This is a genomic window from Ruegeria sp. CDSC025 (assembly GCF_059610805.1).
This window is the reverse complement of record NZ_JBXWOJ010000003.1, coordinates 364,039-385,331: the sequence shown is the minus strand read 5'-3', so window position 1 is coordinate 385,331 and position 21,293 is coordinate 364,039. Positions and strand designations below refer to the sequence as shown.

Annotated in this window: 23 protein-coding genes; 17 read left to right on the top strand and 6 right to left on the bottom strand. The window is 57.8% G+C overall.

The annotated features are described in order from the left end of the window. Positions 1 to 8 precede the first annotated feature (8 nt). The 11 genes from AC2FH8_RS07390 (at position 9) to AC2FH8_RS07340 (ending at position 10,735) form a co-directional block, all read left to right on the top strand. Positions 9 to 734, top strand: a complete 726-nt coding sequence (locus AC2FH8_RS07390) for a 16S rRNA (uracil(1498)-N(3))-methyltransferase (protein ID WP_271948572.1) — start codon at positions 9 to 11, stop codon at positions 732 to 734. Further along, positions 731 to 1,579 (top strand): GNAT family N-acetyltransferase, encoded by an 849-nt coding sequence (locus AC2FH8_RS07385; protein WP_281995271.1) that lies wholly within the window; start codon positions 731 to 733, stop codon positions 1,577 to 1,579. The genes AC2FH8_RS07390 and AC2FH8_RS07385 overlap by 4 nt, the downstream gene beginning before the upstream one ends. After that, a complete protein-coding gene (locus AC2FH8_RS07380; RefSeq protein ID WP_496689087.1) occupies positions 1,576 to 2,103 on the top strand; it encodes a hypothetical protein in 528 nt (175 codons plus the stop codon). The genes AC2FH8_RS07385 and AC2FH8_RS07380 overlap by 4 nt, the downstream gene beginning before the upstream one ends. 65 nt (positions 2,104 to 2,168) lie before the next feature. Next, the gene (locus tag AC2FH8_RS07375; RefSeq protein ID WP_281995270.1) at positions 2,169 to 3,539 is read left to right on the top strand and encodes a glutamate--cysteine ligase; all 1,371 of its coding nucleotides are present in this window, start codon (positions 2,169 to 2,171) and stop codon (positions 3,537 to 3,539) included. A gap of 70 nt (positions 3,540 to 3,609) precedes the next feature. Beyond that, a complete protein-coding gene (gene pheS, locus AC2FH8_RS07370; RefSeq protein ID WP_281972601.1) occupies positions 3,610 to 4,683 on the top strand; it encodes a phenylalanine--tRNA ligase subunit alpha in 1,074 nt (357 codons plus the stop codon). A 129-nt stretch (positions 4,684 to 4,812) separates the two neighbouring features. Further along, positions 4,813 to 4,989 (top strand): hypothetical protein, encoded by a 177-nt coding sequence (locus AC2FH8_RS07365; protein WP_496689084.1) that lies wholly within the window; start codon positions 4,813 to 4,815, stop codon positions 4,987 to 4,989. Between the two features lie 261 nt (positions 4,990 to 5,250). After that, positions 5,251 to 6,042, top strand: coding sequence for a CE1 family esterase (locus AC2FH8_RS07360; protein WP_496689082.1), 792 nt, complete (start codon positions 5,251 to 5,253; stop codon positions 6,040 to 6,042). 66 nt (positions 6,043 to 6,108) lie between these two features. Next, positions 6,109 to 6,516: a cupin domain-containing protein gene (locus AC2FH8_RS07355; protein WP_496676697.1), complete on the top strand. Its 408-nt coding sequence runs from the start codon at positions 6,109 to 6,111 to the stop codon at positions 6,514 to 6,516. 85 nt (positions 6,517 to 6,601) lie between these two features. After that, complete coding sequence (gene pheT / locus AC2FH8_RS07350) at positions 6,602 to 8,998, top strand: phenylalanine--tRNA ligase subunit beta (RefSeq protein WP_496689080.1); 2,397 nt, start codon at positions 6,602 to 6,604, stop codon at positions 8,996 to 8,998. Positions 8,999 to 9,261: 263 nt separating this feature from the next. Beyond that, complete coding sequence (locus tag AC2FH8_RS07345; RefSeq protein ID WP_496689078.1) at positions 9,262 to 10,221, top strand: hypothetical protein; 960 nt, start codon at positions 9,262 to 9,264, stop codon at positions 10,219 to 10,221. A 64-nt stretch (positions 10,222 to 10,285) separates the two neighbouring features. Beyond that, complete coding sequence (locus AC2FH8_RS07340; protein ID WP_271948554.1) at positions 10,286 to 10,735, top strand: YtoQ family protein; 450 nt, start codon at positions 10,286 to 10,288, stop codon at positions 10,733 to 10,735. A gap of 36 nt (positions 10,736 to 10,771) precedes the next feature. Here the strand turns inward: AC2FH8_RS07340 and AC2FH8_RS07335 are convergent, their stop codons facing one another. After that, positions 10,772 to 11,470, bottom strand: coding sequence for a glutathione S-transferase family protein (locus AC2FH8_RS07335; protein WP_281972595.1), 699 nt, complete (start codon positions 11,468 to 11,470; stop codon positions 10,772 to 10,774). Positions 11,471 to 11,604: 134 nt separating this feature from the next. Between AC2FH8_RS07335 and mscL the strand changes: the two genes are divergently transcribed. Together mscL and AC2FH8_RS07325 are read left to right on the top strand one after the other, a co-directional pair. Continuing rightward, positions 11,605 to 12,033 carry a large conductance mechanosensitive channel protein MscL gene (gene mscL, locus AC2FH8_RS07330; RefSeq protein ID WP_142635318.1) on the top strand — a complete coding sequence of 143 codons (429 nt, stop codon included), beginning with the start codon at positions 11,605 to 11,607 and terminating at the stop codon, positions 12,031 to 12,033. Between the two features lie 98 nt (positions 12,034 to 12,131). Beyond that, positions 12,132 to 12,941 carry a mechanosensitive ion channel family protein gene (locus AC2FH8_RS07325; RefSeq protein WP_246097177.1) on the top strand — a complete coding sequence of 270 codons (810 nt, stop codon included), beginning with the start codon at positions 12,132 to 12,134 and terminating at the stop codon, positions 12,939 to 12,941. Positions 12,942 to 13,110: 169 nt separating this feature from the next. Here the strand turns inward: AC2FH8_RS07325 and ald are convergent, their stop codons facing one another. Then, positions 13,111 to 14,229, bottom strand: coding sequence for an alanine dehydrogenase (ald, locus tag AC2FH8_RS07320; RefSeq protein WP_271948547.1), 1,119 nt, complete (start codon positions 14,227 to 14,229; stop codon positions 13,111 to 13,113). A 136-nt stretch (positions 14,230 to 14,365) separates the two neighbouring features. Here ald and AC2FH8_RS07315 point away from each other — a divergent pair, with 136 nt between their 5' ends. Next, positions 14,366 to 14,824, top strand: coding sequence for an Lrp/AsnC family transcriptional regulator (locus tag AC2FH8_RS07315; protein ID WP_142635322.1), 459 nt, complete (start codon positions 14,366 to 14,368; stop codon positions 14,822 to 14,824). Between the two features lies 1 nt (position 14,825). Here AC2FH8_RS07315 and AC2FH8_RS07310 read toward each other — a convergent pair whose 3' ends face one another. Then, a complete protein-coding gene (locus AC2FH8_RS07310) occupies positions 14,826 to 15,665 on the bottom strand; it encodes a CPBP family intramembrane glutamic endopeptidase (RefSeq protein ID WP_496689075.1) in 840 nt (279 codons plus the stop codon). Between the two features lie 276 nt (positions 15,666 to 15,941). Here AC2FH8_RS07310 and ppk2 point away from each other — a divergent pair, with 276 nt between their 5' ends. After that, positions 15,942 to 16,859 carry a polyphosphate kinase 2 gene (gene ppk2, locus AC2FH8_RS07305; protein ID WP_496689073.1) on the top strand — a complete coding sequence of 306 codons (918 nt, stop codon included), beginning with the start codon at positions 15,942 to 15,944 and terminating at the stop codon, positions 16,857 to 16,859. A gap of 58 nt (positions 16,860 to 16,917) precedes the next feature. Here the strand turns inward: ppk2 and AC2FH8_RS07300 are convergent, their stop codons facing one another. Both AC2FH8_RS07300 and rpsU read right to left on the bottom strand, forming a co-directional pair. Continuing rightward, positions 16,918 to 18,045 carry a CAP domain-containing protein gene (locus tag AC2FH8_RS07300; RefSeq protein ID WP_496689071.1) on the bottom strand — a complete coding sequence of 376 codons (1,128 nt, stop codon included), beginning with the start codon at positions 18,043 to 18,045 and terminating at the stop codon, positions 16,918 to 16,920. Positions 18,046 to 18,312: 267 nt separating this feature from the next. Then, complete coding sequence (gene rpsU / locus AC2FH8_RS07295; protein ID WP_005614280.1) at positions 18,313 to 18,519, bottom strand: 30S ribosomal protein S21; 207 nt, start codon at positions 18,517 to 18,519, stop codon at positions 18,313 to 18,315. A 111-nt stretch (positions 18,520 to 18,630) separates the two neighbouring features. Between rpsU and AC2FH8_RS07290 the strand changes: the two genes are divergently transcribed. Continuing rightward, positions 18,631 to 19,323 (top strand): COQ9 family protein, encoded by a 693-nt coding sequence (locus AC2FH8_RS07290; protein WP_271948538.1) that lies wholly within the window; start codon positions 18,631 to 18,633, stop codon positions 19,321 to 19,323. 62 nt (positions 19,324 to 19,385) lie between these two features. Then, complete coding sequence (locus tag AC2FH8_RS07285) at positions 19,386 to 20,372, top strand: NAD(P)H-quinone oxidoreductase (RefSeq protein WP_496689068.1); 987 nt, start codon at positions 19,386 to 19,388, stop codon at positions 20,370 to 20,372. Between the two features lie 9 nt (positions 20,373 to 20,381). On the opposite strand, the gene AC2FH8_RS07280 is transcribed toward AC2FH8_RS07285, so the two are convergent. Next, a complete protein-coding gene (locus AC2FH8_RS07280) occupies positions 20,382 to 21,239 on the bottom strand; it encodes a DUF2189 domain-containing protein (RefSeq protein WP_496689066.1) in 858 nt (285 codons plus the stop codon). Between the last annotated feature and the right edge of the window lie 54 nt (positions 21,240 to 21,293).

Here is a 21,293-nt window from a genome sequence, read left to right as displayed (position 1 = left end):
AAGGTCTCATGAGTGCAAAGATCAGACTGTATGTAGAGCACCCTTTGGGTCCGGGGCAATCGGTAGAATTGACGCGCGAGCAGGCACATTACCTGTTCGGTGTCATGCGCCTGGCTGTAGGGGGGCAGGTTGCCTTGTTTAACGGACAGGACGGAGAATGGCAGGCCGAAGTGGCCGAAGCGGGAAAGCGTGGCGGTGTACTGACCTGTGTCGAACAGACCAAACCGCTGCAACGGCCACCCGACCTGTGGTTCCTGTTCGCCCCGATCAAAAAGGCACGCACCGATTTCATCGTTGAAAAGGCGGCGGAAATGGGTGCGGCGCGGATCATGCCGGTGCAGACAGAATTCACCAATTCCGAACGTATCCGCCAGGACCGCTTGCAAGCCCACGCGGTCGAGGCCGCCGAGCAATGCGGCGGTACCTTCGTGCCCGAGGTCGCCGATCTGCAGCGGCTGGACCGAGTTCTGGATGGCTGGCCCGAGGGGCGTCAACTGATGTTTTGTAACGAGGCCGAGGTCGGCTCGGCCCTGCGCCTGGCGGCGCATGAAAAGGGGTTGCCATGGGCGATCCTTATCGGACCCGAGGGCGGCTTTTCCCAACGTGAACGTGCCCGGCTGACCGCCTTACCCTATGCCCATGTCGTCAGTCTTGGCCCGCGTATCCTGCGCGCGGATACTGCAGCCGTTGCGGCTCTGACCATGTGGCAGCAGGCGCTGGGGGACTGGTCATGATTTGGCGTCTCGCGGAGGAGGCGGATGTACCGAAGATCGACCAGTTTCTAATGCGCCACATTCAGACGTCGATGTTCCCCTTGGCCAATCTGCGTGATTTTGGATTGCGGGGCACGGACCGACGTGCCGTTAATATCTGGGTGTTGGGCGACGATCCCCGTGCGGCGTTCTCCATCACGAATGAGGGCATGGTTTTACCGCAATGTCCCGATTGCACAGATGAAGAACTGGCCGCTGCGATTGATCTGATCCGGGGGCGTGCCTTGTTCGGAATGGCGGCTGAGGCAACACAGGCCCGCCGGATCATGCGTCTTGCGGGGTGGGAGGATCGGCCGGCAACGCTGAACAGCGATGAACCGGGTTTCACGCTGGATTTGGAACAGCTTGCTATTCCGGATGCCACAAGCGCAGAATTGGTGCCTTTAGGTGCGTTTGATCGTGAAATCGTCGAAAGGTGGCGGTCTGACTACCTGATCGAAGCAATGGAATTCAATTCGTCACGAGCGCAAAAACAGTCTGGCTTGGATTGCGACGCCTATACCGCACGTGATTCTCATCGTGTGTTGCTGGTCGACGATCGGCCTGTCGCCATGACTGGTTTTAATGCGTGCTTGCAAGAAGTCGTGCAGATTGGTGGGGTCTTTACACCTCGTGAAATGCGCGGCCGTGGATATGCGCGTCTGGCCGTCGCGCTGCATCTGGAGGAGGCGCGCCGTACGGGTGCGAAACGCGCGGTTTTGTTTGCGGCTTCCGATTCCGCTGCGCGTGCTTATATCGGTATCGGTTTTCAATCCGCGGGGCAGTACTCGCTCATCCTGTTCATAAACCCAGAGGATACCGCATGAGTTTCATCCGACCCGAAGCGAAACTGGCCCTGTGGCGCTGGCGCGAAGTGCTGGTTGCCGGTGTCATTCTGTTGGTTGGCCTCAGCTGGATCAGCGGCCCGGGTGGGTTGCTGGGCTGGTTGGGCTGGGTTTTGGTGGCGGTGTCGCTTGCACTGGCCGTGATCGGGGTTCAGCGCTCCAGGTTTCGCACCGGCGTCGGTGGCCCCGGAGTTGTGACCATCGACGAAGGCCAGATATCCTATTTTGGCCCGCTGGACGGTGGCATGGTAGCGACGCGGGAAATCGAACGGTTGGCGTTGGATCCATCCTCGAATCCGGCGCATTGGGTGTTGGAACAGCCTGGCCAGCCGACGCTTCACATTCCTGTGAATGCCGAAGGGGCCGAAGCGCTGTTTGACGTGTTCTCGGCGCTGCCGGGGTTGAAAACAGAACATATGTTGTCGGAATTGAACGGTGGGGCCGTACATCCCGTAGTAATTTGGGAGCGTCAGTCGATGCGCCCTGCGCATATGCGGTTGCATTGACACCGCCCTCGTTTGCGACCACGACTGACCAACAAGACAGACACATCAGGATCGGAGCACGGTTCATGTCCATCCCCCAGTCCGGCGGCGGACCGATCGAACGCCACGAGCAACTTGCCGAATATCTGGAAGCGGGCTGCAAGCCCAAAGCCGATTGGCGTATCGGAACCGAACATGAAAAGTTCGGCTATTGTAAAGACTCACTGAAACCGCTGCCATTCGAAGGCACGCGGTCGATTGTGGCGGTGCTTGAAGGGCTGCGCGACCGGCACGGCTGGGCCGAGGTGCGCGAAGCGGGCCACCTGATCGGTCTGGAAAAAGACGGCGCCAATGTCAGCCTTGAACCGGGCGGTGCACTAGAGCTGTCTGGTGCGCCGTTGGAGACGATCCACGAGACCTGCGACGAGGTGAACACCCACCTGCGCGAGGTTAAGGATATCGCTGATGAAATCGGCGTGGGCTTTATCGGTCTGGGCGCGGCCCCGATCTGGACCCATGAGCAGATGCCTCTGATGCCCAAAGGCCGTTATCGGCTGATGAACGATTACATGGAAAAAGTAGGCTCCATGGGCCGCGCCATGATGCGGCGCACTTGCACGGTTCAGGTCAATATCGACTTTGGGTCCGAGGCAGACATGGTGCAGAAACTGCGCGTGGCGCTGGCTTTGCAGCCTGTGGCGACTGCGCTGTTTGCCAACTCGCCATTTTTTGAGGGTAAGCCCAACGGCCAGAAAAGCTGGCGCAGCCATATCTGGCGGCATCTGGACGATGCACGCACTGGTATGTTGCCCTTTGTGTTCGAAGAAGGCTTTGGGTTCGAGCGCTACGTGCAATACGCGTTGGATGTGCCGATGTACTTTGTCTATCGCGATGGCCAGTATATCAACGCGCTGGGCATGTCCTTCCGCGATTTCCTGCAGGGCAAACTGCCCGCGCTGCCGGGTGAAACACCTACCCTGTCCGATTGGGCCGATCACCTGACCACCGCCTTCCCCGAGGCGCGGATCAAGAAATTCATGGAGATGCGCGGCGCGGATGGTGGCCCTTGGCGGCGTCTGTGTGCGCTGCCTGCCTTCTGGGTTGGCCTGACCTATGATCAGGGCGCGCTGGATGCGGCCTGGGATCTGGTCAAGGGCTGGGATGCCGAAACGCGCGAGGAACTGCGCGTTCAGGCGGCCGTCAATGGCCTGCAGGCGCAGGTTGGCGACATCAACATGCATGATCTTGCCCGCGAAGTGGTTGCGATCTCGGAAAGTGGTCTCAAGGCCCGGGCCTATCCCGGCGCAGGTGGTCTGGTTCCCGATGAGACGCATTTCCTGAATGCGCTGAAGGAAAGTCTCGATACCGGCAAGGTTCCAGCGGATGAGTTGCTGGAACACTACAATGGCGACTGGAACGGCGATCTGACTCGAATTTATCCCGAATACAGCTATTGACCCACCGCGTCCCGCTTGCATTCGCGGGGCGGGGCCGATAGCAGGTTGGCGACCAAATTCAGAGGGCGTCATGGACGATCTTAAGGCAAAATATCTGGGGCAGATCGCCGAGGCGGGCGATGAGAACGCGCTTGAGGCGATCCGCGTCGCCGCCGTGGGCAAAAAGGGCGAGGTCGCGCTGAAGATGCGCGAGCTGGGCAAGATGACCCCCGAGGAACGTCAGGTCGCAGGCCCCGCGCTGAACGCCCTGAAGGATGAGATCAACTCGGCGCTGGCCGCCAAGAAAGCCGGTCTTGCCGATGCCGCGCTGGATGAACGTCTGCGCACCGAATGGCTGGACGTTACCCTGCCGACGCGCGCGCGCCGCCAAGGCTCGATCCACCCGGTCAGCCAGGCGACCGAGGAACTGACTGCGATCTTTGCCGAACTGGGTTTCTCGGTGGCTGAAGGGCCGCGGATTGAGACCGACTGGCACAATTTCGACGCGCTAAACATCCCCGGCCACCACCCCGCGCGGGCCGAGATGGACACGTTCTATATGCACCGTGCCGAGGGCGACGAGCGCCCGCCGCATGTGCTGCGCACCCATACTTCGCCGGTCCAGATCCGCTCAATGGAGCTGCAGGGTGCGCCGATCCGCATCATTTGTCCGGGCGGCGTTTATCGCGCTGATTATGATCAGACCCACACGCCGATGTTCCATCAGGTCGAAGGGCTGGCCATCGATAAGGACATCTCGATGGCGAACCTGAAATGGGTTCTGGAAGAGTTCGTGAAGGCGTTCTTCGAGGTCGACGATGTCGAACTGCGCTTCCGCGCCTCGCACTTCCCCTTTACCGAACCGTCGGCAGAGGTCGATATCCGCTGTTCCTGGGATAACGGCCAGCTGAAGATCGGCGAGGGCGACGACTGGATGGAGATTCTGGGCTCCGGCATGGTCCACCCCAAGGTGATCGCCGCCGGTGGCATTGATCCCGAGGTCTATCAGGGCTTTGCCTTTGGTATCGGCATCGACCGTCTGGCGATGTTGAAATACGGCATTCCGGATCTGAGGGCGTTCTTTGACAGCGATCTGCGGTGGTTGCGGCACTACGGGTTTGCAGCGCTGGATATGCCGAACCTGCATGGTGGTTTGAGCCGGTAGTTGTATCCGCTGGGCGTATATCTGGCTCGGTACATCGATTGGTGGCACCGCCGCGTAGCCAAAGCTCCTTTGGTGTGGTTGGTTGGAATTACGGTCTCAGTAATTGTTTTTCAGATTGCAACGGTGCACATGTTTGAAACCGCTGTTCGCTGGATTTTACCCTTTGTTGGGATCGCTTTGCTTCCCGGTGCATGGGCGGCAATGACTGTTCATTCCAATCGAATGAACCAAAGGAAAGAAGCGACAGATCAGCAGGAAATCGCTAAGAAGTTCATTAATAAATATGCGAAAGAGAAGTCGAAGTAGCTTATTTTTAGGCACGAGAGATTATAGCCACGTATGCTGAAGTGAGGCATCTTTATGCCGCGCTATCGCCAGACCGCCCGCACGGGCTGGCGATTTGTCTCCGTCAGTGCAGCGCTCGAACTGTGCGCGGATTTGGCAGAGATAAAGTGCCTTACACAGTCTTGGGATCGCCATCCTTCGGTCTGGCGATAGCGCTGCTTTCGCTGAATTCCCACGGCGTTGTGACGTGACTTCGTGCACGGGGCGGGTAGGCTCCGAGTTATGTTTCGGATTCTGACCTGCCTGTTTCTTCTTCTCCCGCTCCAAGCTGCAGCAAATGGTTGCCATGGCGACGCGGCCTGCCCGCTGGGCGACCGTTCCTATCATGTGCTTGAACCCGACGGCTGGGATGGCGAAAGCCCTCTGCCGGTATTGCTGCATTTCCACGGCTGGGCACGGCAGGGGGATGTGGTGGTCAACCACGAAAGGATCGCAGGGGCCACCAAACTGCGCGGCGTATTGCTGGTGGCCCCGAACGGGCTGGGCAAAAGCTGGGATTTCTGGACCTCCGAGACCGATGACGTTCCCTTCGCGGATCGGGTGCTAGAGGATGTGGCGGCGCGCTATCCCATCGACCCGGATCGCATCTATGTCTCGGGCTATTCCTATGGCGGCGCGATGGCGTGGCGCTATGTCTGTCAGTCCGGCGATGACGTTGCGGCCCTGCTGGCTGTAGCTGGCAGCATTCGCCAGACCGAAGATTGCCCGCAGGCGCCGCGCCAGGTGCGCCATGTGCATGGGTTGGACGACACGGTGATGGATTTTCCCTTGGGTCCGGGCGGAGACACGACCTATCCGGTGGCGTTGTGGAAGGCGAAGTTCGATTGCAACGGTGCAACCCCGCGTGGCGATTGGAGCGTGAAGCCTTTCCTGACCCTCAGCCGCGTGAAGTGGACCGATTGCGCGCAGGGGCAGGTTACGTTGGACACGCATCCGGGCGGGCATTTCATCCCTCATGGCTGGATCGGCTGGCAGTTGGATGAGCTGGCCGGACGAACACCAGTCTATCCCTGACCCGTTTGACAGCCCTTTGCATCCGAGGTCATTTGCGCAGGCCATCTGACCAAGGAGTCCTTTCTGATGAAACCCCTGTTGGTAACCGCCGCGATCCTGACCGCAACCTCCGCACTGGCGCGCGACGCCTATCCGCCTGTTGATGTTTTGGTGCAAACGGACAAGTCGGTGATCGGAGAGCCACTGGAATACCCGGACGGCACACCGCAGATCACCATGGCCATCATTACCATGCAGCCGGGTCAGGTGACCGGTAGTCACCGACATAATGCTCCGCTGGTGGCCTATGTGCTGGAAGGGGAAATCACTGTCGATTACGGCGCGGCGGGGACAAAGACCTACAAAACCGGTGATGCCTTTGTCGAAGCGTTCCGATCCCCGCATGTGGGGGAGAATACGGGCGAAAGCATCGCGCGGATTTTGGCAGTGTTTGCCGGATCGGATAGCGTCGCCAACACAGTTGCCGAACAGTAGGTGATCATGTGGCACACGGCCTCTTTCCCCTTGTCTGAATATCCGTTACACGCGGGCTGACCCAAGATTATGCGGAATACGACCGATGAAATTCACCCTTTCCTGGCTCAAGGATCACCTGGACACTGACGCGTCGGTCGATGAGATCGCCGAAACGCTGACCGATCTGGGGCTCGAAGTCGAAGAGATCGTCAATCCGGCGGACCGACTGGCGGGTTTTACGCTGGGAAAAGTGACCCATGCCGAACAGCACCCTGATGCCGACAAGCTGCGGGTCTGTACGGTTGCGACGGATGAGGGTGATCTGCAGATCATCTGCGGCGCGCCCAATGCGCGCGAAGGTATCACTGTCGTGGTCTGCAAACCGGGCATGTATATTCCGGGCCTGGACATCACCATCAGCGTCGGCAAGATCCGCGGTGTCGAAAGCTTTGGCATGATGGCCTCGGAGCGCGAGCTGGAGCTGTCGGAAGAGCATGACGGCATCATCGAGCTGCCCTCGGGTGAGGTCGGCGATCAGTTCGTTGACTGGCTGGCCGAGAATGATCCCGCAAAGGTCGATCCGATGATCGAGATTGCGATCACCCCGAACCGTCCCGATGCGCTGGGCGTCGCCGGGATCGCGCGCGATCTGGCGGCACGCGGGGTCGGCACGCTGAAAGAGCGCGACTATGTGCCGGTGCCGGGCGATTTCGTCAGCCCGATCAAGGTGACGATTGATGATGACACGCTGGACGGAGCACCTCATTTCACCGGGCGTCTGATCAAGGGTGTCAAGAACGGCCCCAGCCCGCAGTGGCTGCAGGATCAGTTGAAGGCGATCGGCCTGCGTCCGATCTCGGCCTTGGTGGATATCACCAACTATATGACCTTCGACCAGAACCGTCCGCTGCATGTCTTTGATGCGGACAAGGTTCAGGGCAACCTGCGCGTACATAGGGCCAAGGGCGGCGAAAAGCTGGTGGCGCTGGACGAAAAGGAATACACGCTGCAACCGGGCATGATGGTGATTTCGGACGACAACGGCCCGGAATCTATTGCAGGGATCATGGGCGGCGAAGAAACCGGCTGTACCGAGGATACCGTGAACGTCTTCCTCGAAAGCGCGTTCTGGGATCATGTGCAAATTGCACTGACAGGCCGGGCGTTGAAAATCAACTCGGATGCGCGGTACCGATTCGAGCGCGGCGTCGACCCGGAATACACGCTGGAAGGATTGGAACATGCAACGCAGATGATCCTGGATATCTGCGGTGGCGAGGTCTCTAAAGTAGTTGAGGCAGGCAAAGCACCAAACCATGCGCGATCCTACAAGTTGGACTCGGCCCGGGTGCAATCGCTGGTCGGGATGGTCATTCCCGAAAGCGAGCAGCGCCAGACCCTGACCCGTCTGGGTTTCCGCCTTGAAGGCGAGATGGCCCATGTCCCCAGCTGGCGCCCCGATGTCATGGGCGAGGCTGATCTGGTGGAAGAGGTCGCACGAATTGCCTCCCTGACCAAGCTTCAGGGCAAGCCGCTGCCGAGGGTCACTGATGGCATTCCGAAACCGGTTATGACTCCCACTCAGCGCCGCCAGTCGATGGCGCGCCGCACCTGTGCCGCATTGGGTTATAACGAATGCGTCAGCTATACATTCATTGATCAGACATCCGCAGCGCTGTTTGGCGGTGGCGATGAAGCGACGCAGTTGGAAAACCCGATTTCGTCCGAGATGAGCCATATGCGCCCCGATCTGCTGCCGGGGCTGTTGCAAGCGGCGGCCCGCAATCAGGCGCGCGGCTATGCAGATGTGGCGCTGTTTGAAGTTGGCCCAGTTTTTCACGACGGCGAGCCAGGCGATCAGAAAATCCAGATTACCGGCCTGCTGGTCGGTCGCGACGGCCCCAAGGATGTGCATAGCGCCACACGCCCGGCGGATGTGTTCGACGCCAAGGCAGATGCCGAGGCCGTTTTGGCCGCCATCGGCGCACCCGCCAAGGTTCAGATCCTACGCGAGGGCGACGCCTGGTGGCATCCGGGCCGGCACGGCAAAATTTGTCTGGGTCCGAAAAAGGTACTGGGCGTTTTCGGCGAGTTGCATCCGCGTGTGTTGCAGGCGATGGACATCAAGGGCCCGGCGGTGGCTTTCACTATCTGGCCGGATGAGGTGCCTCTTCCGCGTAAATCCGGGGCGACCCGCGCGGCGCTGGAGCTGCGCGATCTGCAGGCGGTCGAGCGTGACTTTGCCTTTGTCGTCGATGAAGGCGTCGAGGCACTGACGCTGGTGAATGCCGCTGCCGGGGCCGACAAGGCGCTGATCGAGGATGTGCGCGTCTTTGATGAATTCATTGGCGGCAGCCTGGGTGAGGGCAAGAAATCTCTGGCCATCACCGTTCGGCTGCAGCCAACAGATGTGACCCTGAAAGAAAAAGACATCGAAGCGGTGGCCGAGAAGATCATCGCCAAGGTTTCCAATGCAACGGGCGGCGTTCTGCGCGGCTAACGCGACCGTAATCCAAATGCAAAGCGCGCCCTTCGGCGCGCTTTTCTCGTTTCTCAGACGCCAGTGTTGCCGTGCTGCAACGTCCCTGCGTCCTGAAAATCCAGGGGTTGAGTGGAATCACCCCCTGGCCGTAAGTCCAGCCCCCTGATGCAATCACAATCCGGAGTCTGCCAGATGCCAGATCCCAGCCTCGCAAAAGCAATGCCCAAACCCTGATTGCCCGCCAACTGACCGGCGGGCCTGTTTCCCGTTGGAGAGTTGTCATGAAACGCCAAGACATCTCGATGATCCGGCAGATTCTGCCGGAAGAGATGCCATTCTACTATTATACCGACCGGCAAAGCCCCTGGTTGCTGTGCCAGTCGATGGAGGCCGAAATGTCGGTTTCGGATCTAAAGCAATCGGGGCTGTCCCGTTTGCTGGCGCGTCCTTTGCTGAAACCCATGATCGCGCGGTGCGGCGGGGTTTTGCGGCGGCACGATGTGCTGGCCGTGGCCCATGCGGATCGCGCCGTGCGTCTGAAGGGGCTAAGCCCTGCGGCGTTCCATGGTTTAGAAGCGGTCTATCAGTCCGAATGGCTGGATTTCTGCCTGAGCTTTGAGCGCTGGTCTGGTGAACAAACCACGCGCAAGGCGCATAACCTTGTGGTGCAGTTGGGCTTCCCGACCGAGCATGCCGAGCTGTTGTGGAAATTCGAACAGCGCGCGGCGGCGGGTGCGTTCCAAAGCTGTTGGCACCCGGTACGCACGCATGGCCGTCCGACTCTGGCCTGGTGCCGCTTGGATATAGATTTAACAAGTGGCTATTGTCTGATTGAAGAAATTCAGTCCGACTGGTTGCGCTTTGTCGGCCATGCCCGGCGTCGACTGCAATGCCGGGCGCCCCGGTCGCGTGAGTTGCGTTTGACGCGTGAATACGAGCAGGCGCTGCAGCAGAAATGCGCGAAAATATGGGCCGAGGTCATGATGTTGGCAGTGTTGGTGCTGCTGCGCGACGAATTCGCCATTCGCGAAGTCTGGATGCACCAGCCAGAACCGGGCGCGCAGCTGAAAGGGATCACCTGGGGACGGTTGCCGCCTCGGTCGATCTATACCCGTTTGCCCCGCAGTTTCGGGTTCGAGCCAACATCCGAGATGCCGGGGTTTCTGGGAAGCAAGCAGCGCAGCGCGGCCCGTAAGGCAGTTCCCAACGGGCAGCCGGTGTTTTGGCGGCTGGCTTTCTGAGCCCCCCCCTTGGGTCAGGTCCATTTTGTCTTTAGGGTCGCCAATAAAATCAAAGGAGAAATCAATGGGCCTGAACGTCTACCTGTCCGGAGAGATACACACCGACTGGCGCGAGCAGATCATTGACGGGGCGAAAGGGTTGGACATTTCGTTCAACAGCCCTGTCACGGTTCACGAAGCCAGCGACGATTGCGGCGTTGCAATTTTGGGGTCCGAGCCAAACAAGTATTGGCATGACCACAAGGGTGCGATGGTCAATGCGATCCGAACCCGCAAGGGCATTTCAGACGCGGATGTCGTGGTCGTCCGCTTTGGCGATCAATACAAGCAATGGAACGCAGCCTTTGACGCGGGATATGCGGCGGCTTTGGGCAAGTCGATCATCGTAGTGCACGGGCCAGATCATCAGCACGCGTTGAAAGAGGTTGATGCAGCTGCCCTGGCTGTTGCTGAACATCCCTCGCAGGTGGTGGATGTGCTGCGGTATGTTTTGACGGGTAAGCTTCCAAGCTAAATGGATGGGGTGAGGTATTGCCTCACCCCACACGTGTTAACCTGGGGAAGGAATCTGCAGCCCGCGCTGAACGGCGGGACGCGCAAGAAACCGATCAAGATAAGATTGGAGATTTGAGTACTCATCCCAGCCAACAATGTCTCGGGCACCATAAAAATCCAACCCGCGCAGCCAGGGGACGATTGCAATGTCGGCGATCGAGTAATCCCCGGCGATCCATTCCTGGCCATCAAGTTGATTGTTCACGACATTCAACAGCCGCTTTGCCTCGTTGAGATAGCGCTCACGGGGGCGCGGATCTTCGATCTCTTTCCCGGCGAATTTGTGGAAAAAGCCAAGTTGCCCAAGCATGGGACCAATTCCACCCATCTGGAACATGAGCCATTGGGTAATGCGATGTCCGTCGCTTTGTGTCTGGCCCATGAATTTCCCTGACTTCTCGGCCAGATACAACAGGATCGCACCGCTTTCAAACAGGCCCAGGGGATGTCCATCAGGACCGTTCGGGTCAATGATTGCAGGGATTTTGTTGTTTGGGTTCAGCGACAGGAACTCGGAGCTTTTGACATCCGCATCCGCAAGCGTGACCAGATGTGCCTCGTAGGGCAGGCCGGTTTCCTCAAGCATGATCGAGGCTTTGACGCCATTAGGCGTCGGATAAGAATAGAGCTGAATGACCGAAGGGTCTTTGGCGGGCCATTTGTCTGTAATGGAATAAGACGCAAAATGTGTCATGGGGTCTCCTGAATAAGCCGATTGGGGAAAAATAGTTACGATTTCCCATAAAAACATACATTTTATAGTGCAATTAGCGCACAGTTGCCGTGCGTTTAGGCGCATAAAAATGACAACAGGGAAAGAGGGAAGTTATGTTCCAGGAGTTCAAGACATTCATTGCCAAAGGCAATGTCATGGATATGGCGGTGGGTATCATCATTGGAGCCGCATTTACCGCAATTGTTACGTCGCTTGTTGGTGATCTGATCAATCCATTGATTGGCCTGTTTACGGGTGGGGTTGATTTCACCAACAACTACTCCGTTCTGGCCGGTGATGTCGCCGAAGGGGCGAGCCTGGAAGCGGCGCGGGAAACCGGTGCTTCTGTTTTTGCATATGGTGCGTTCATAATGGCGATCATCAACTTTCTGATCATCGCCTGGGTGGTTTTCATGCTGGTCAAAATGGTGAACCGGGTCAAAGAGGCGGCAGAAGAGGAAGCACCGGCGGAAGAAGAAGCGCCAGCCGGGCCAAGCGAGCTGGACATCCTGATGGAAATCCGCGACGCACTGAAAAAGTGACTCCTGCAGTTACGGCAGAAGAGGAGCCCACCAGATAGGTGGGATTCAATTAACGATCTGAAAGCAGAAGGAAACCCGAATTGGAGCAGACGATGGAAATGGCAAATCAAGCCATGGATATGGCAAACGGCTATGTGCCAATCTTGATGAGTGCGGGCAAGGCTCTGATTGTTCTGATATTGGGCTGGATTGCGGCAGGAATGATCGCTGGGGTTGTTCGCCGCCGTATCAACAAAACGCCCCATATTGATCCGACGCTGGGCAATTTTGCCGCCAGCATGATCAAATGGGCCATTCTGGCCATGGTAATTGTGGCTGTTCTGGGCATCTTCGGGATCGAAGCAACCAGTATCGTTGCCATTTTGGGCGCTGCTTCGCTGGCCATTGGCCTGGCGCTGCAGGGTACACTTAGTGATCTGGCAGCAGGCGTGATGTTGGTTGTCTTCCGGCCGTATAAGCTTGGCCAATATGTCGACATCGGCGGAACAGCCGGAACTGTCAAAGATCTGAATCTGTTCACGACCGAACTCGTGACCCCCGACAATGTGCAGATCATTGTACCCAATGGCCAGGCTTGGGGGTCAGTTATCACCAACTACTCGGCACACGAGACGCGTCGTGTAGATTTGGTGTTTGGTATCGACTATGGCGATAGCGCGGATGAGGCGATGAAAATCATTCTGGACCTCGCAATGGCTGACGGGCGCATCCACGGCGATCCCGAGCCCTGGGTGCGGGTCACAAATCTGGGGGACAGCTCGGTCGATCTGACGGTGCGCTTGTGGTGTGCCGCTGTCGATTATTGGGATGTCAAATTTGAAATGACCAAAGCAGTCAAAGAAGCGTTTGATGCAAAAGGCGTTTCGATACCATACCCGCATTCGGTCGAGATCCAGAAACAGGGATGATGCTCCCGCCCGTCGCTCGGGCATTGAAATACCCTCCTCCGGTTGGGCCCGGCGCCGCGCTAATCGCGCGGCGTCGTTGTTTTTGGTGCCCCGTTCAACGCTGTGAACAGGTCACGCCGCTTCGAAGAGGCGGCGCTATGCCCAACGCTTCAGGGGTTGGAGGCTTCCGTCAGGATTTGATGACGACGTTGGGGGATACCACGTCAATCCCAAGCGCTTTGCCAACCGCATAATAGGTGAGTTGGCCGGCGTGAACGTTCAAGCCAGCCAGCAGGTGCGGATCATCCTGACAGGCCTGTTTCCATCCTTTATCCGCCAGTGCTAGCATGAACGGCATTGTGGCGTTGCCCAGTGCTATTGTTGATGTTCTTGCAACCGCGCCGGGCATGTTGGCCACGCAGTAATGCATGACGCCGTCAACTTCATAGATCGGGTCCGCATGGGTTGTGGCCTTTGAGGTTTCAAAACAGCCGCCCTGGTCGATGGCAACATCCACAAGAACCGCGCCGGGTTTCATGGTGGACAGCTGCGCGCGCGTCACCAGTTTCGGCGCTGCAGCACCCGGAATCAGCACAGCGCCAATCACCATGTCGGCTGTCTGGATCAACTCCGCGGTCGCACCTGCAGTTGAATACTGGTTCTTGAACTGACCGCCGAACACGTCGTCCAGATAACGCAGCCGGGGCAGAGACCGGTCCAGTACCGTCACATCCGCGCCCATACCTGCAGCGATCTTGGCGGCATGGGTACCGACGACGCCCCCACCGATAACCACAACTTTTGCTGGACCAACGCCGGGGACGCCACCCATCAGCACTCCGCGGCCGCCATTCGCCTTTTGCAGCGTCCAGGATCCGACCTGTGGTGCCAGACGGCCCGCAACCTCGGACATGGGTGCAAGCAGGGGCAGACCTCCATTTGCATCGGTCACTGTCTCATAGGCGATAGCCGTACAGCCCGATTCCAGCAGGTCATGGGTCTGATCCGGATCCGGGGCCAGATGCAGGTAGGTGAACAAAAGCTGCCCTTCACGCAGCATCTTGCGTTCGCCCGCCTGGGGTTCTTTGACTTTGACAATCATCTCTGCGGTGGCAAAAACTTCTTCTGCACTGTCCACGATGCGGGCACCTGCGGCGACGTAATCATCGTTGTCAAACCCGGCGCCAATGCCAGCTCCGTTTTCGATTATCACGTCATGGCCACGAGACACCGCCTCTTGTGCGGCGTTGGGCGTCATGCCGACACGGAATTCCTGCGGCTTGATTTCTTTGGGGCAACCGATTTTCATTAGGTCTCTCCGTTCCTAAACTGCCTAAATAATGGGCGGTTTCGGGTGCAATTTCTGTGAAACTCTGCCCGCATTCCGGCTTTTCTTCGGGAAAATCTTCGCTACAATGGGTAAAACCCGCAAAGGAATTGCGTGGATGAGCCTTGATACGACAGATAGAAAGATTTTGGCTGCCTTGCAGCGGAATGGTCGTATGTCGAATGCTGAATTGTCCGAGCAGGTGAATTTGTCGCCTTCGGCCTGCCACAGGCGGGTACAGAGGCTTGAGGCCGATGGCTATATCCGCAACTACGTTGCCTTGTTGGACGCGCGCAAGATGAATGTGCCAACAACGGTGTTTGTCGAGATCACCTTGCAGGGCCAGGCCGAGGAAGTACTGGAGGCCTTCGAAAAAGCTGTTGCGCGGATCCCGGATGTTTTGGAATGCCACCTGATGGCAGGAACTGCGGATTACATCCTGAAGGTCGTTGCCGAAAACACCGAGGATTTCGCCCGCATCCATCGCCAATATCTGTCTCGACTTCCAGGCGTGGCGCAGATGCAAAGTTCATTCGCGCTTCGGACTGTGTTCAAGACGACGGCGTTGCCGGTTTAACCTAGGCTGGGCCGGGATAGGTGAAAATCACCAGATGCGCCGCGTTAAAGGCGAAATGCATCAGAACCGGAACCCAAAGCCGTCCTGTCGCGTAATATCCCAGGCCACATGCCGCGCCAAGAAGGGCTGCAAAGACAACCAATGCAGGTCCACCTGCAAAATGTGCAAGCCCGAAAAGCAGGCTGGTCGCAGCAATCCCCGCAGCAGCCCCCAGGCGTTCGGAAAGTGCTGATTGCAGATAGCCACGGAAAAAGGCCTCTTCCGTGAGGCAGGTCAGAAACAGGTTGGAAAGTGCAAAGATCATCCACCAATGGGGAAGGGTGAACTCTGGCCGGATGGCACCAACTGAGAGGCCCAGTAGAAACAGGGCCGGCAATGCGACCAGCCCGACCGCCAGCGGCGATTTGCGTATATACGCTACTCCATCATTCATGCGTGGCCAGGCCAGAAGGACGGCGAACAGGATCAGAGGCTTGTCCAGGTTCAGGTACATCGTGAAATCGGTGCTGCCCGGACCGGCATGAACCCGGTCCAGTACCAGTAGGTTATGAAAGCCCGGAACCAGATGTGCGTCCATGGCCAGGCACCACAGGATCAAGGCGATATGTCCAACAAAGGAAAACGCACCGTTCAAACCGCGTAGCATCAACGCTCCGGTAAGACCTGCTGACGCAATAGCTGCGGCAAAGGGCGTGACCAGACCCAAGGTCAGAGCAATCAGGCCAAAACAGGTCAGCAGAACGAACCCCAAAGACCATTTCCCTGAAACAGCGCATATCTGCGCGGCGATCAGGATAAACCAGGGCCAAACAACCGGCAGAACAGATATGAAATGCGCCACGGCCCCTCTCTGAAATGACCTGTGCTTTGATGCCCTCAGAACACTCGGGCTGGCAAGTCATGTTAACAGGCTTCATACAAGCTGAAGTAGGGGTGGCTCTGGCGATTGAATGATCCAGCCGAGCGGAAATGCCAAGTTTCCGAATTCCTGGGGCAGTGATCTTGCTGACCCCGGCAGATAAGCTTAGAAAAAGGCTTTCATCTACCTCTGTGATGACATCAGGCGGTTACACGCGCCTGATAGGGTCCTGACCCGTTAATTGATAAGGAGCAGACCTTGACCGACGAATTTAACCATGCACCAAAAGACTGGCTCGAAGCCGAGTTGGAAGACGCGCTGGACGAAGATTTTGAGATCGAATTCAGCGAGCCCATGCTGTCGGTGGAAGTGCGGAAGATCTACAAGGATCAGCATCCCGACATGCTGGATCGCAAGGTCTATTTCCGTAACTTGCTGCGACTTCAGGCTGAACTGATCAAGGTGCAGGACTGGGTGCAACATACCGGTGCCAAGGTCTGTATCCTGTTTGAAGGCCGGGACAGTGCTGGCAAGGGTGGGGTGATTAAGCGGATTACGCAGCGCCTGAATCCGCGTGTTGCCCGGGTGGTTGCTCTGCCGGCGCCCAGTCGTCGTGAGCAGAGCCAGTGGTATTTCCAGCGTTACGTCCCGCATCTGCCCGCCGCCGGTGAGATCGTTCTGTTCGATCGGTCCTGGTATAACCGTGCCGGGGTCGAAAGGGTGATGGGGTTTGCCAGCAAAGATCAGGTTGATCAGTTCTTTCAGGACGTTCCCGAATTCGAACGGATGTTGGTTCGATCCGGGATCATCTTGCTGAAATACTGGTTCTCGATCACGGATGAGGAACAGCAGCTGCGATTCCTTATGCGGATTCACGATCCTATGAAACAGTGGAAACTGTCCCCAATGGATCTGGAATCCCGTATCCGCTGGGAGGCCTATACCAAAGCCAAAGAGGACATGCTGTTCCGTACCAACATCCGAGAGGCGCCCTGGTACATCGTCGAAGGCAACGACAAAAAGCGTGAGCGCCTGAACTGTATTGAGCATCTTCTGACCAAGATCCCCTATACGGATGTACCGCAGGAAAAAGTTGATCTCCCGGATCGCAAATATAATCCGGAATACGAACGGCGTGTTTTGCCGGACGAGCTGTACGTGCCCAAGATTTACTGATCACGAAAAACGCCCCCGGATTCCGGGGGCGTGGCTTTAGTTTTCGCTTGTCCGGCCTTCAGAACACAAAGTCGTCTCTGGCCAGGTCCGATAACAAGGTATCTTCTAGTGTCAGGGTGTGGCCGTTACCGGCATCGATGATGACGTCATTTCCGGATTGCGAAATGTGGTTCTTCATCAGATCGTTATACCCAACGATAGACTTGGCCTGCCGGAGGTTGACGATATCCTCGTCGGTGAAATCCGTCACAGTATCCGCGCCCTTGGTGAAGTAGAATTGATCCACTCCGGTGCCACCGGTCATGACATCTGCGCCATTACCACCAAGCAATTTATCGTTGCCAGCGCCACCGATAAGAATGTCGTTGTCCTGCCCGCCTTTAAGCACATCGTTTCCGGCGCCGCCGTCCAGCTGGTCAATGCCATAGCCGCCTTTCAGAAGGTCTTTGCCATCACCCCCATTCAGGTCGTCATTATCAGCACCGCCAACCAGAGTGTCATTTCCGCCTTCGCCGTTCAGGGTGTCGTCGCCGGAGCGGCCAAGCAGCTTATCTCGGCCGCGGCCACCAACCAGGGTATCATCACCACCGCGCCCATCCAAAAGGCCAGACTGTCCGGATTTCAAAACGAACCAGTCATCCGCAGCAGTGCCGATCTTGCCAGCCCTGACGTCCAACTGCCCCGAGGGCGGTGGAGGTGTGGAACCACCGGAACCACCCGAACTGCTGGTATCAAGCTGCAAAGGCGCAGAGGTCCGTGCAAAGTTCTGGGTCACCATGATGGCGTTCCAGCCGTCATAGTTTCCGACCTCAATCCCAATTCCGATAACGGTCACGTTGGCGTCCAGAATATTCGCGCGATGGCCGGAACTGTTCATCAGGCTGTTGTGCAGATCCTGAACGTCATCCGACAGCCCCGGCGCACCGCGGACACTCTGCCATGCGATGTTTTCAGTCGCACGCCAGCTTCCGGAGAATTCGAAGCCCGCATCTTCCATTCTGTCCGATGGTCGCGAACCTCCGGCGCCGGTATGGCTGAACTTATCGACGTTCAGCATCCACTCGCTGTGATCTTCCGCCGCTGCGTTCAGCCGAAGCTCAAGCTTGACCGGTTGTAAGCCCGCCTTTGCCCGCTCTGCATTGATCAATGCGAGCATCTGCCGCTCTAGATCGCTGGCCGTTGACATGATTCTGCCTCCAATAGATTGCGTTATTTTGGCGGGACATTAGTGGCGAGAACTTGGCGACGAGAAGACACAATCGTGCCGCTCGGGGTTGGTGGGCAGATCGCCACCGGAAGTTGAATCTGAGTTCGCGATTTATCGCGCATTGACGCGGGGTTGCGTCAGCCAGTCGCGAAAAAGCGCGCAACGTCACCCTGAAAACGACAAACCCCCGGGCGATGCCTCGGGGGTCGTCAAATAGTGTCATCCAAAACTGGACGAGGAAGGTGCTTAGAGCAAACCTTCGCGCTGTGCTTTCTTACGTGCCAGTTTACGGGCACGGCGGATCGCTTCAGCTTTCTCGCGCGCTTTTTTCTCGGACGGTTTCTCGAAATGTTGCTTAAGCTTCATTTCGCGGAACACGCCTTCGCGCTGCAGCTTTTTCTTCAGGGCACGAAGCGCCTGATCGACGTTATTGTCGCGAACACTAACCTGCATGTGGTTGTCACCACCTTTCTAGATAGAGTTGCAAGGAAATTGCAGGAATTGGCCGTATAGCAAAGCACCTCTATCTTGTCTAGTACTGGTCCTGATAACCGGAGAACCGCCATGACCACCACCTATGAAGACGCCAAGCAGCAGCTTTTGGATGCGATGCTGACACATGTTCCCTTCGATGGCTGGTCGGAAACCAGCTTTCGCGCGGCGATTGAAGAATGTGGAATGGATGACGTTCTGGTGCGTGCGATTTGTCCGCGTGGTGCCGTTGACCTGGCGTTGACATTTCATGCGCGCGGGGACGCAGTGATGGCAGATCGCCTTAAAACTGAGGATTTGGGCGATATCAAATTCCGTGACCGGATCGCTGCTGCCGTCCGCTTCCGGCTGCAGGCCGTGCCGGATAAGGAACTCGTGCGCCGGGGTATGACCATGTTTTCGCTGCCAAGCCACGCGGCTGATGGCGCAAGGGCAGTATGGCAAACCTGTGATCTGATCTGGGACACGTTGGGAGACACGTCGGACGACGTGAACTGGTACACCAAGCGGGCGACATTGTCGGGGGTCTATTCCTCGACCCTGTTGTTCTGGTTGGGGGACGATTCGCCCGGGAATCAGAAAACGTGGGAGTTTCTGGACCGTCGTATCGACAATGTCATGCAGTTCGAAAAGCTTAAGGGGCAGGTGAGGGACAATCCTCTGTTCAGACCGTTTCTTGCTGTTCCGAATTGGTTGGCCGGGCAGGTTAAAGCTCCGGCTAAAACCCACGGCACGCTTCCCGGATTCCTGACACCGCGCAAGTAGTCCTCTTGCTACTGGGCCTTGACGTTTCAGCCTGCTAGGCATTGGCCAAAGGAGATCTACCCATGACTCAGATGATGCGCGCCGTTGAAATCACCGAACCCGGTGGTCCGGATGTTCTGCAACTGACAGAACGCCCGATGCCCCAAGCTTTGGCCGGTCAAGTGATCCTCAAAGTCGCCTATGCGGGGGTGAACCGCCCGGACGCTCTGCAGCGCGCCGGTGCCTATAATCCACCTCCGGGTGCCAGTGATCTGCCGGGTCTTGAGGCCGCGGGTGAGGTCGTGGCCGTCGGGGCGGGGGTGGAAGACCTATCCGTTGGCGATCAGGTCTGTGCTTTGCTGCCGGGCGGCGGCTATGCCGAATATGTGGCCACACCTGCGGCGCATTGTTTGCCGGTGCCTGCGGGGATGGGCCTGAAAGAGGCCGCCTGCCTGCCCGAGACCTTTTTCACGGTCTGGTCCAATGTCTTTATGCGCGGCAGCCTGAAGGCCGGTGAGCGGTTTCTGGTGCATGGTGGTTCCAGTGGTATCGGCACAACGGCGATTCAGCTGGCGAACGCCTTTGGAGCGCGGGTTTTTGCTACTGCAGGCTCGGCTGAAAAATGTGAGGCCTGTGAAAAGCTGGGTGCCGAACAGGCGATCAACTACCGTGACGCGGATTTCGTAGCCGCGATGCGGGCCGAGGGCGGGGCGAATCTGATACTGGACATGGTGGGCGGCGACTATATCCCACGCAACGTCAAGGCGCTGGCCGAGGATGGGCGGCTGGTGCAGATAGCCTTCCTTCAGGGGCCCGTGGTCGAGCTGAATTTTGCGCTTATGATGGTCAAACGGCTGACCTTGACTGGCAGTACCCTGCGCCCGCAAAGCGATCTGGCCAAGGCAAAAACCGCTTCGGATCTGCACGAAGCGGTCTGGCCTTTGCTCGAGGCGGGAAAAGTTGCCCCTGTCATGGATAGTGAGTTTGATCTGGCTGATGCGGCGGCGGCCCATGCCCGGATGGAAAGCTCTGGCCATATTGGCAAGATTGTTCTGAAAGTTGCGGGATAAAGCTGTGTTTCAGGCCACGGCACGCCGATAGAGATGCCAGGTGGCGTGGCCCAGTACCGGCATCACGACGATCAGGCCCAGCAACATCGGGATCGCTCCGATGACCAGCAGCGCAGCAACGATGAATCCCCAGCTCAGGATGACGCCCGGATTGTGACGCAACACCCGTACGGATGTCACCACGGCGACCGGAACGCCCACTTTGCGGTCCAGCAGCAGCGGAAAGCTGACGACGCTGATTGCCAGGGCGACGAGGGCAAACAGAAACCCAACAGCGTTCCCGAACAAGATCATGGTCCATCCAGCGGCGGTGGTGAACACTTGGGTTAGAAAGGCACCCAGCGACGCGGGCAGGTCAGGGCCGAGTGTCTGAACATAGATGCTCTGCGCGACCATCAGCCAGACCAGAAACAGCATGACCATGTAAAACGCCAAAGCCAGAATTGCACCCAGGGAAGGGGACCGGAACACGCCAAACGCATCCAGCCATCCAGCCTCGCCACCTTGTTCTCGTTTGCGGCTGATTTCGTACAGGCCAAGGGCGGCTACCGGACCCACAAGCGCAAAACCACCAACCAGCGGTGCCAGCAGTGGAACCATGTTTGTGTTCAGCCCAATTCCGAACATCAGAAAACCTGCGATCGGATAGATGAGCACCACGAATATCGCATCGGCCCTTGTATCCAGAAAATCGCTGTATCCTGCCCTCAGGCAGGCCCAAAGATCATCCATCGTCAGCGTACGAACCACTGGCAGGTGTCGTGTATCCGCGCTGCCGATATGGCTGATATTTTCAGCTAGGTGATCCCCGGTCGCACCTATGTTCCGTGCCGCCCAGGTGATCGGATTGCCAATCGTTTTGTCCATTGCCGTCCCCTCCTGCATTGCGATGTTGCGCAGCGGGGTCAATCCGGCGACTTG

What these genes read in the sequence shown, in the direction of transcription:
- AC2FH8_RS07335 (WP_281972595.1), bottom strand. Translation starts at nt 11,470, where the DNA reads ATGACACATTTTGCGTCTTATTCCATTACAGACAAATGGCCCGCCAAA.
- pheT (WP_496689080.1), top strand. Translation starts at nt 6,602, where the DNA reads ATGAAATTCACCCTTTCCTGGCTCAAGGATCACCTGGACACTGACGCG.
- AC2FH8_RS07315 (WP_142635322.1), top strand. Translation starts at nt 14,366, where the DNA reads ATGAGCCTTGATACGACAGATAGAAAGATTTTGGCTGCCTTGCAGCGG.
- pheS (WP_281972601.1), top strand. Translation starts at nt 3,610, where the DNA reads ATGGACGATCTTAAGGCAAAATATCTGGGGCAGATCGCCGAGGCGGGC.
- AC2FH8_RS07380 (WP_496689087.1), top strand. Translation starts at nt 1,576, where the DNA reads ATGAGTTTCATCCGACCCGAAGCGAAACTGGCCCTGTGGCGCTGGCGC.
- AC2FH8_RS07365 (WP_496689084.1), top strand. Translation starts at nt 4,813, where the DNA reads ATGTTTGAAACCGCTGTTCGCTGGATTTTACCCTTTGTTGGGATCGCT.
- AC2FH8_RS07280 (WP_496689066.1), bottom strand. Translation starts at nt 21,239, where the DNA reads ATGGACAAAACGATTGGCAATCCGATCACCTGGGCGGCACGGAACATA.
- AC2FH8_RS07375 (WP_281995270.1), top strand. Translation starts at nt 2,169, where the DNA reads ATGTCCATCCCCCAGTCCGGCGGCGGACCGATCGAACGCCACGAGCAA.
- rpsU (WP_005614280.1), bottom strand. Translation starts at nt 18,519, where the DNA reads ATGCAGGTTAGTGTTCGCGACAATAACGTCGATCAGGCGCTTCGTGCC.
- AC2FH8_RS07300 (WP_496689071.1), bottom strand. Translation starts at nt 18,045, where the DNA reads ATGTCAACGGCCAGCGATCTAGAGCGGCAGATGCTCGCATTGATCAAT.
- AC2FH8_RS07360 (WP_496689082.1), top strand. Translation starts at nt 5,251, where the DNA reads ATGTTTCGGATTCTGACCTGCCTGTTTCTTCTTCTCCCGCTCCAAGCT.
- mscL (WP_142635318.1), top strand. Translation starts at nt 11,605, where the DNA reads ATGTTCCAGGAGTTCAAGACATTCATTGCCAAAGGCAATGTCATGGAT.
- AC2FH8_RS07325 (WP_246097177.1), top strand. Translation starts at nt 12,132, where the DNA reads ATGGCAAATCAAGCCATGGATATGGCAAACGGCTATGTGCCAATCTTG.
- AC2FH8_RS07345 (WP_496689078.1), top strand. Translation starts at nt 9,262, where the DNA reads ATGAAACGCCAAGACATCTCGATGATCCGGCAGATTCTGCCGGAAGAG.
- AC2FH8_RS07390 (WP_271948572.1), top strand. Translation starts at nt 9, where the DNA reads ATGAGTGCAAAGATCAGACTGTATGTAGAGCACCCTTTGGGTCCGGGG.
- AC2FH8_RS07285 (WP_496689068.1), top strand. Translation starts at nt 19,386, where the DNA reads ATGACTCAGATGATGCGCGCCGTTGAAATCACCGAACCCGGTGGTCCG.
- AC2FH8_RS07340 (WP_271948554.1), top strand. Translation starts at nt 10,286, where the DNA reads ATGGGCCTGAACGTCTACCTGTCCGGAGAGATACACACCGACTGGCGC.
- AC2FH8_RS07290 (WP_271948538.1), top strand. Translation starts at nt 18,631, where the DNA reads ATGACCACCACCTATGAAGACGCCAAGCAGCAGCTTTTGGATGCGATG.
- ald (WP_271948547.1), bottom strand. Translation starts at nt 14,229, where the DNA reads ATGAAAATCGGTTGCCCCAAAGAAATCAAGCCGCAGGAATTCCGTGTC.
- AC2FH8_RS07355 (WP_496676697.1), top strand. Translation starts at nt 6,109, where the DNA reads ATGAAACCCCTGTTGGTAACCGCCGCGATCCTGACCGCAACCTCCGCA.
- AC2FH8_RS07385 (WP_281995271.1), top strand. Translation starts at nt 731, where the DNA reads ATGATTTGGCGTCTCGCGGAGGAGGCGGATGTACCGAAGATCGACCAG.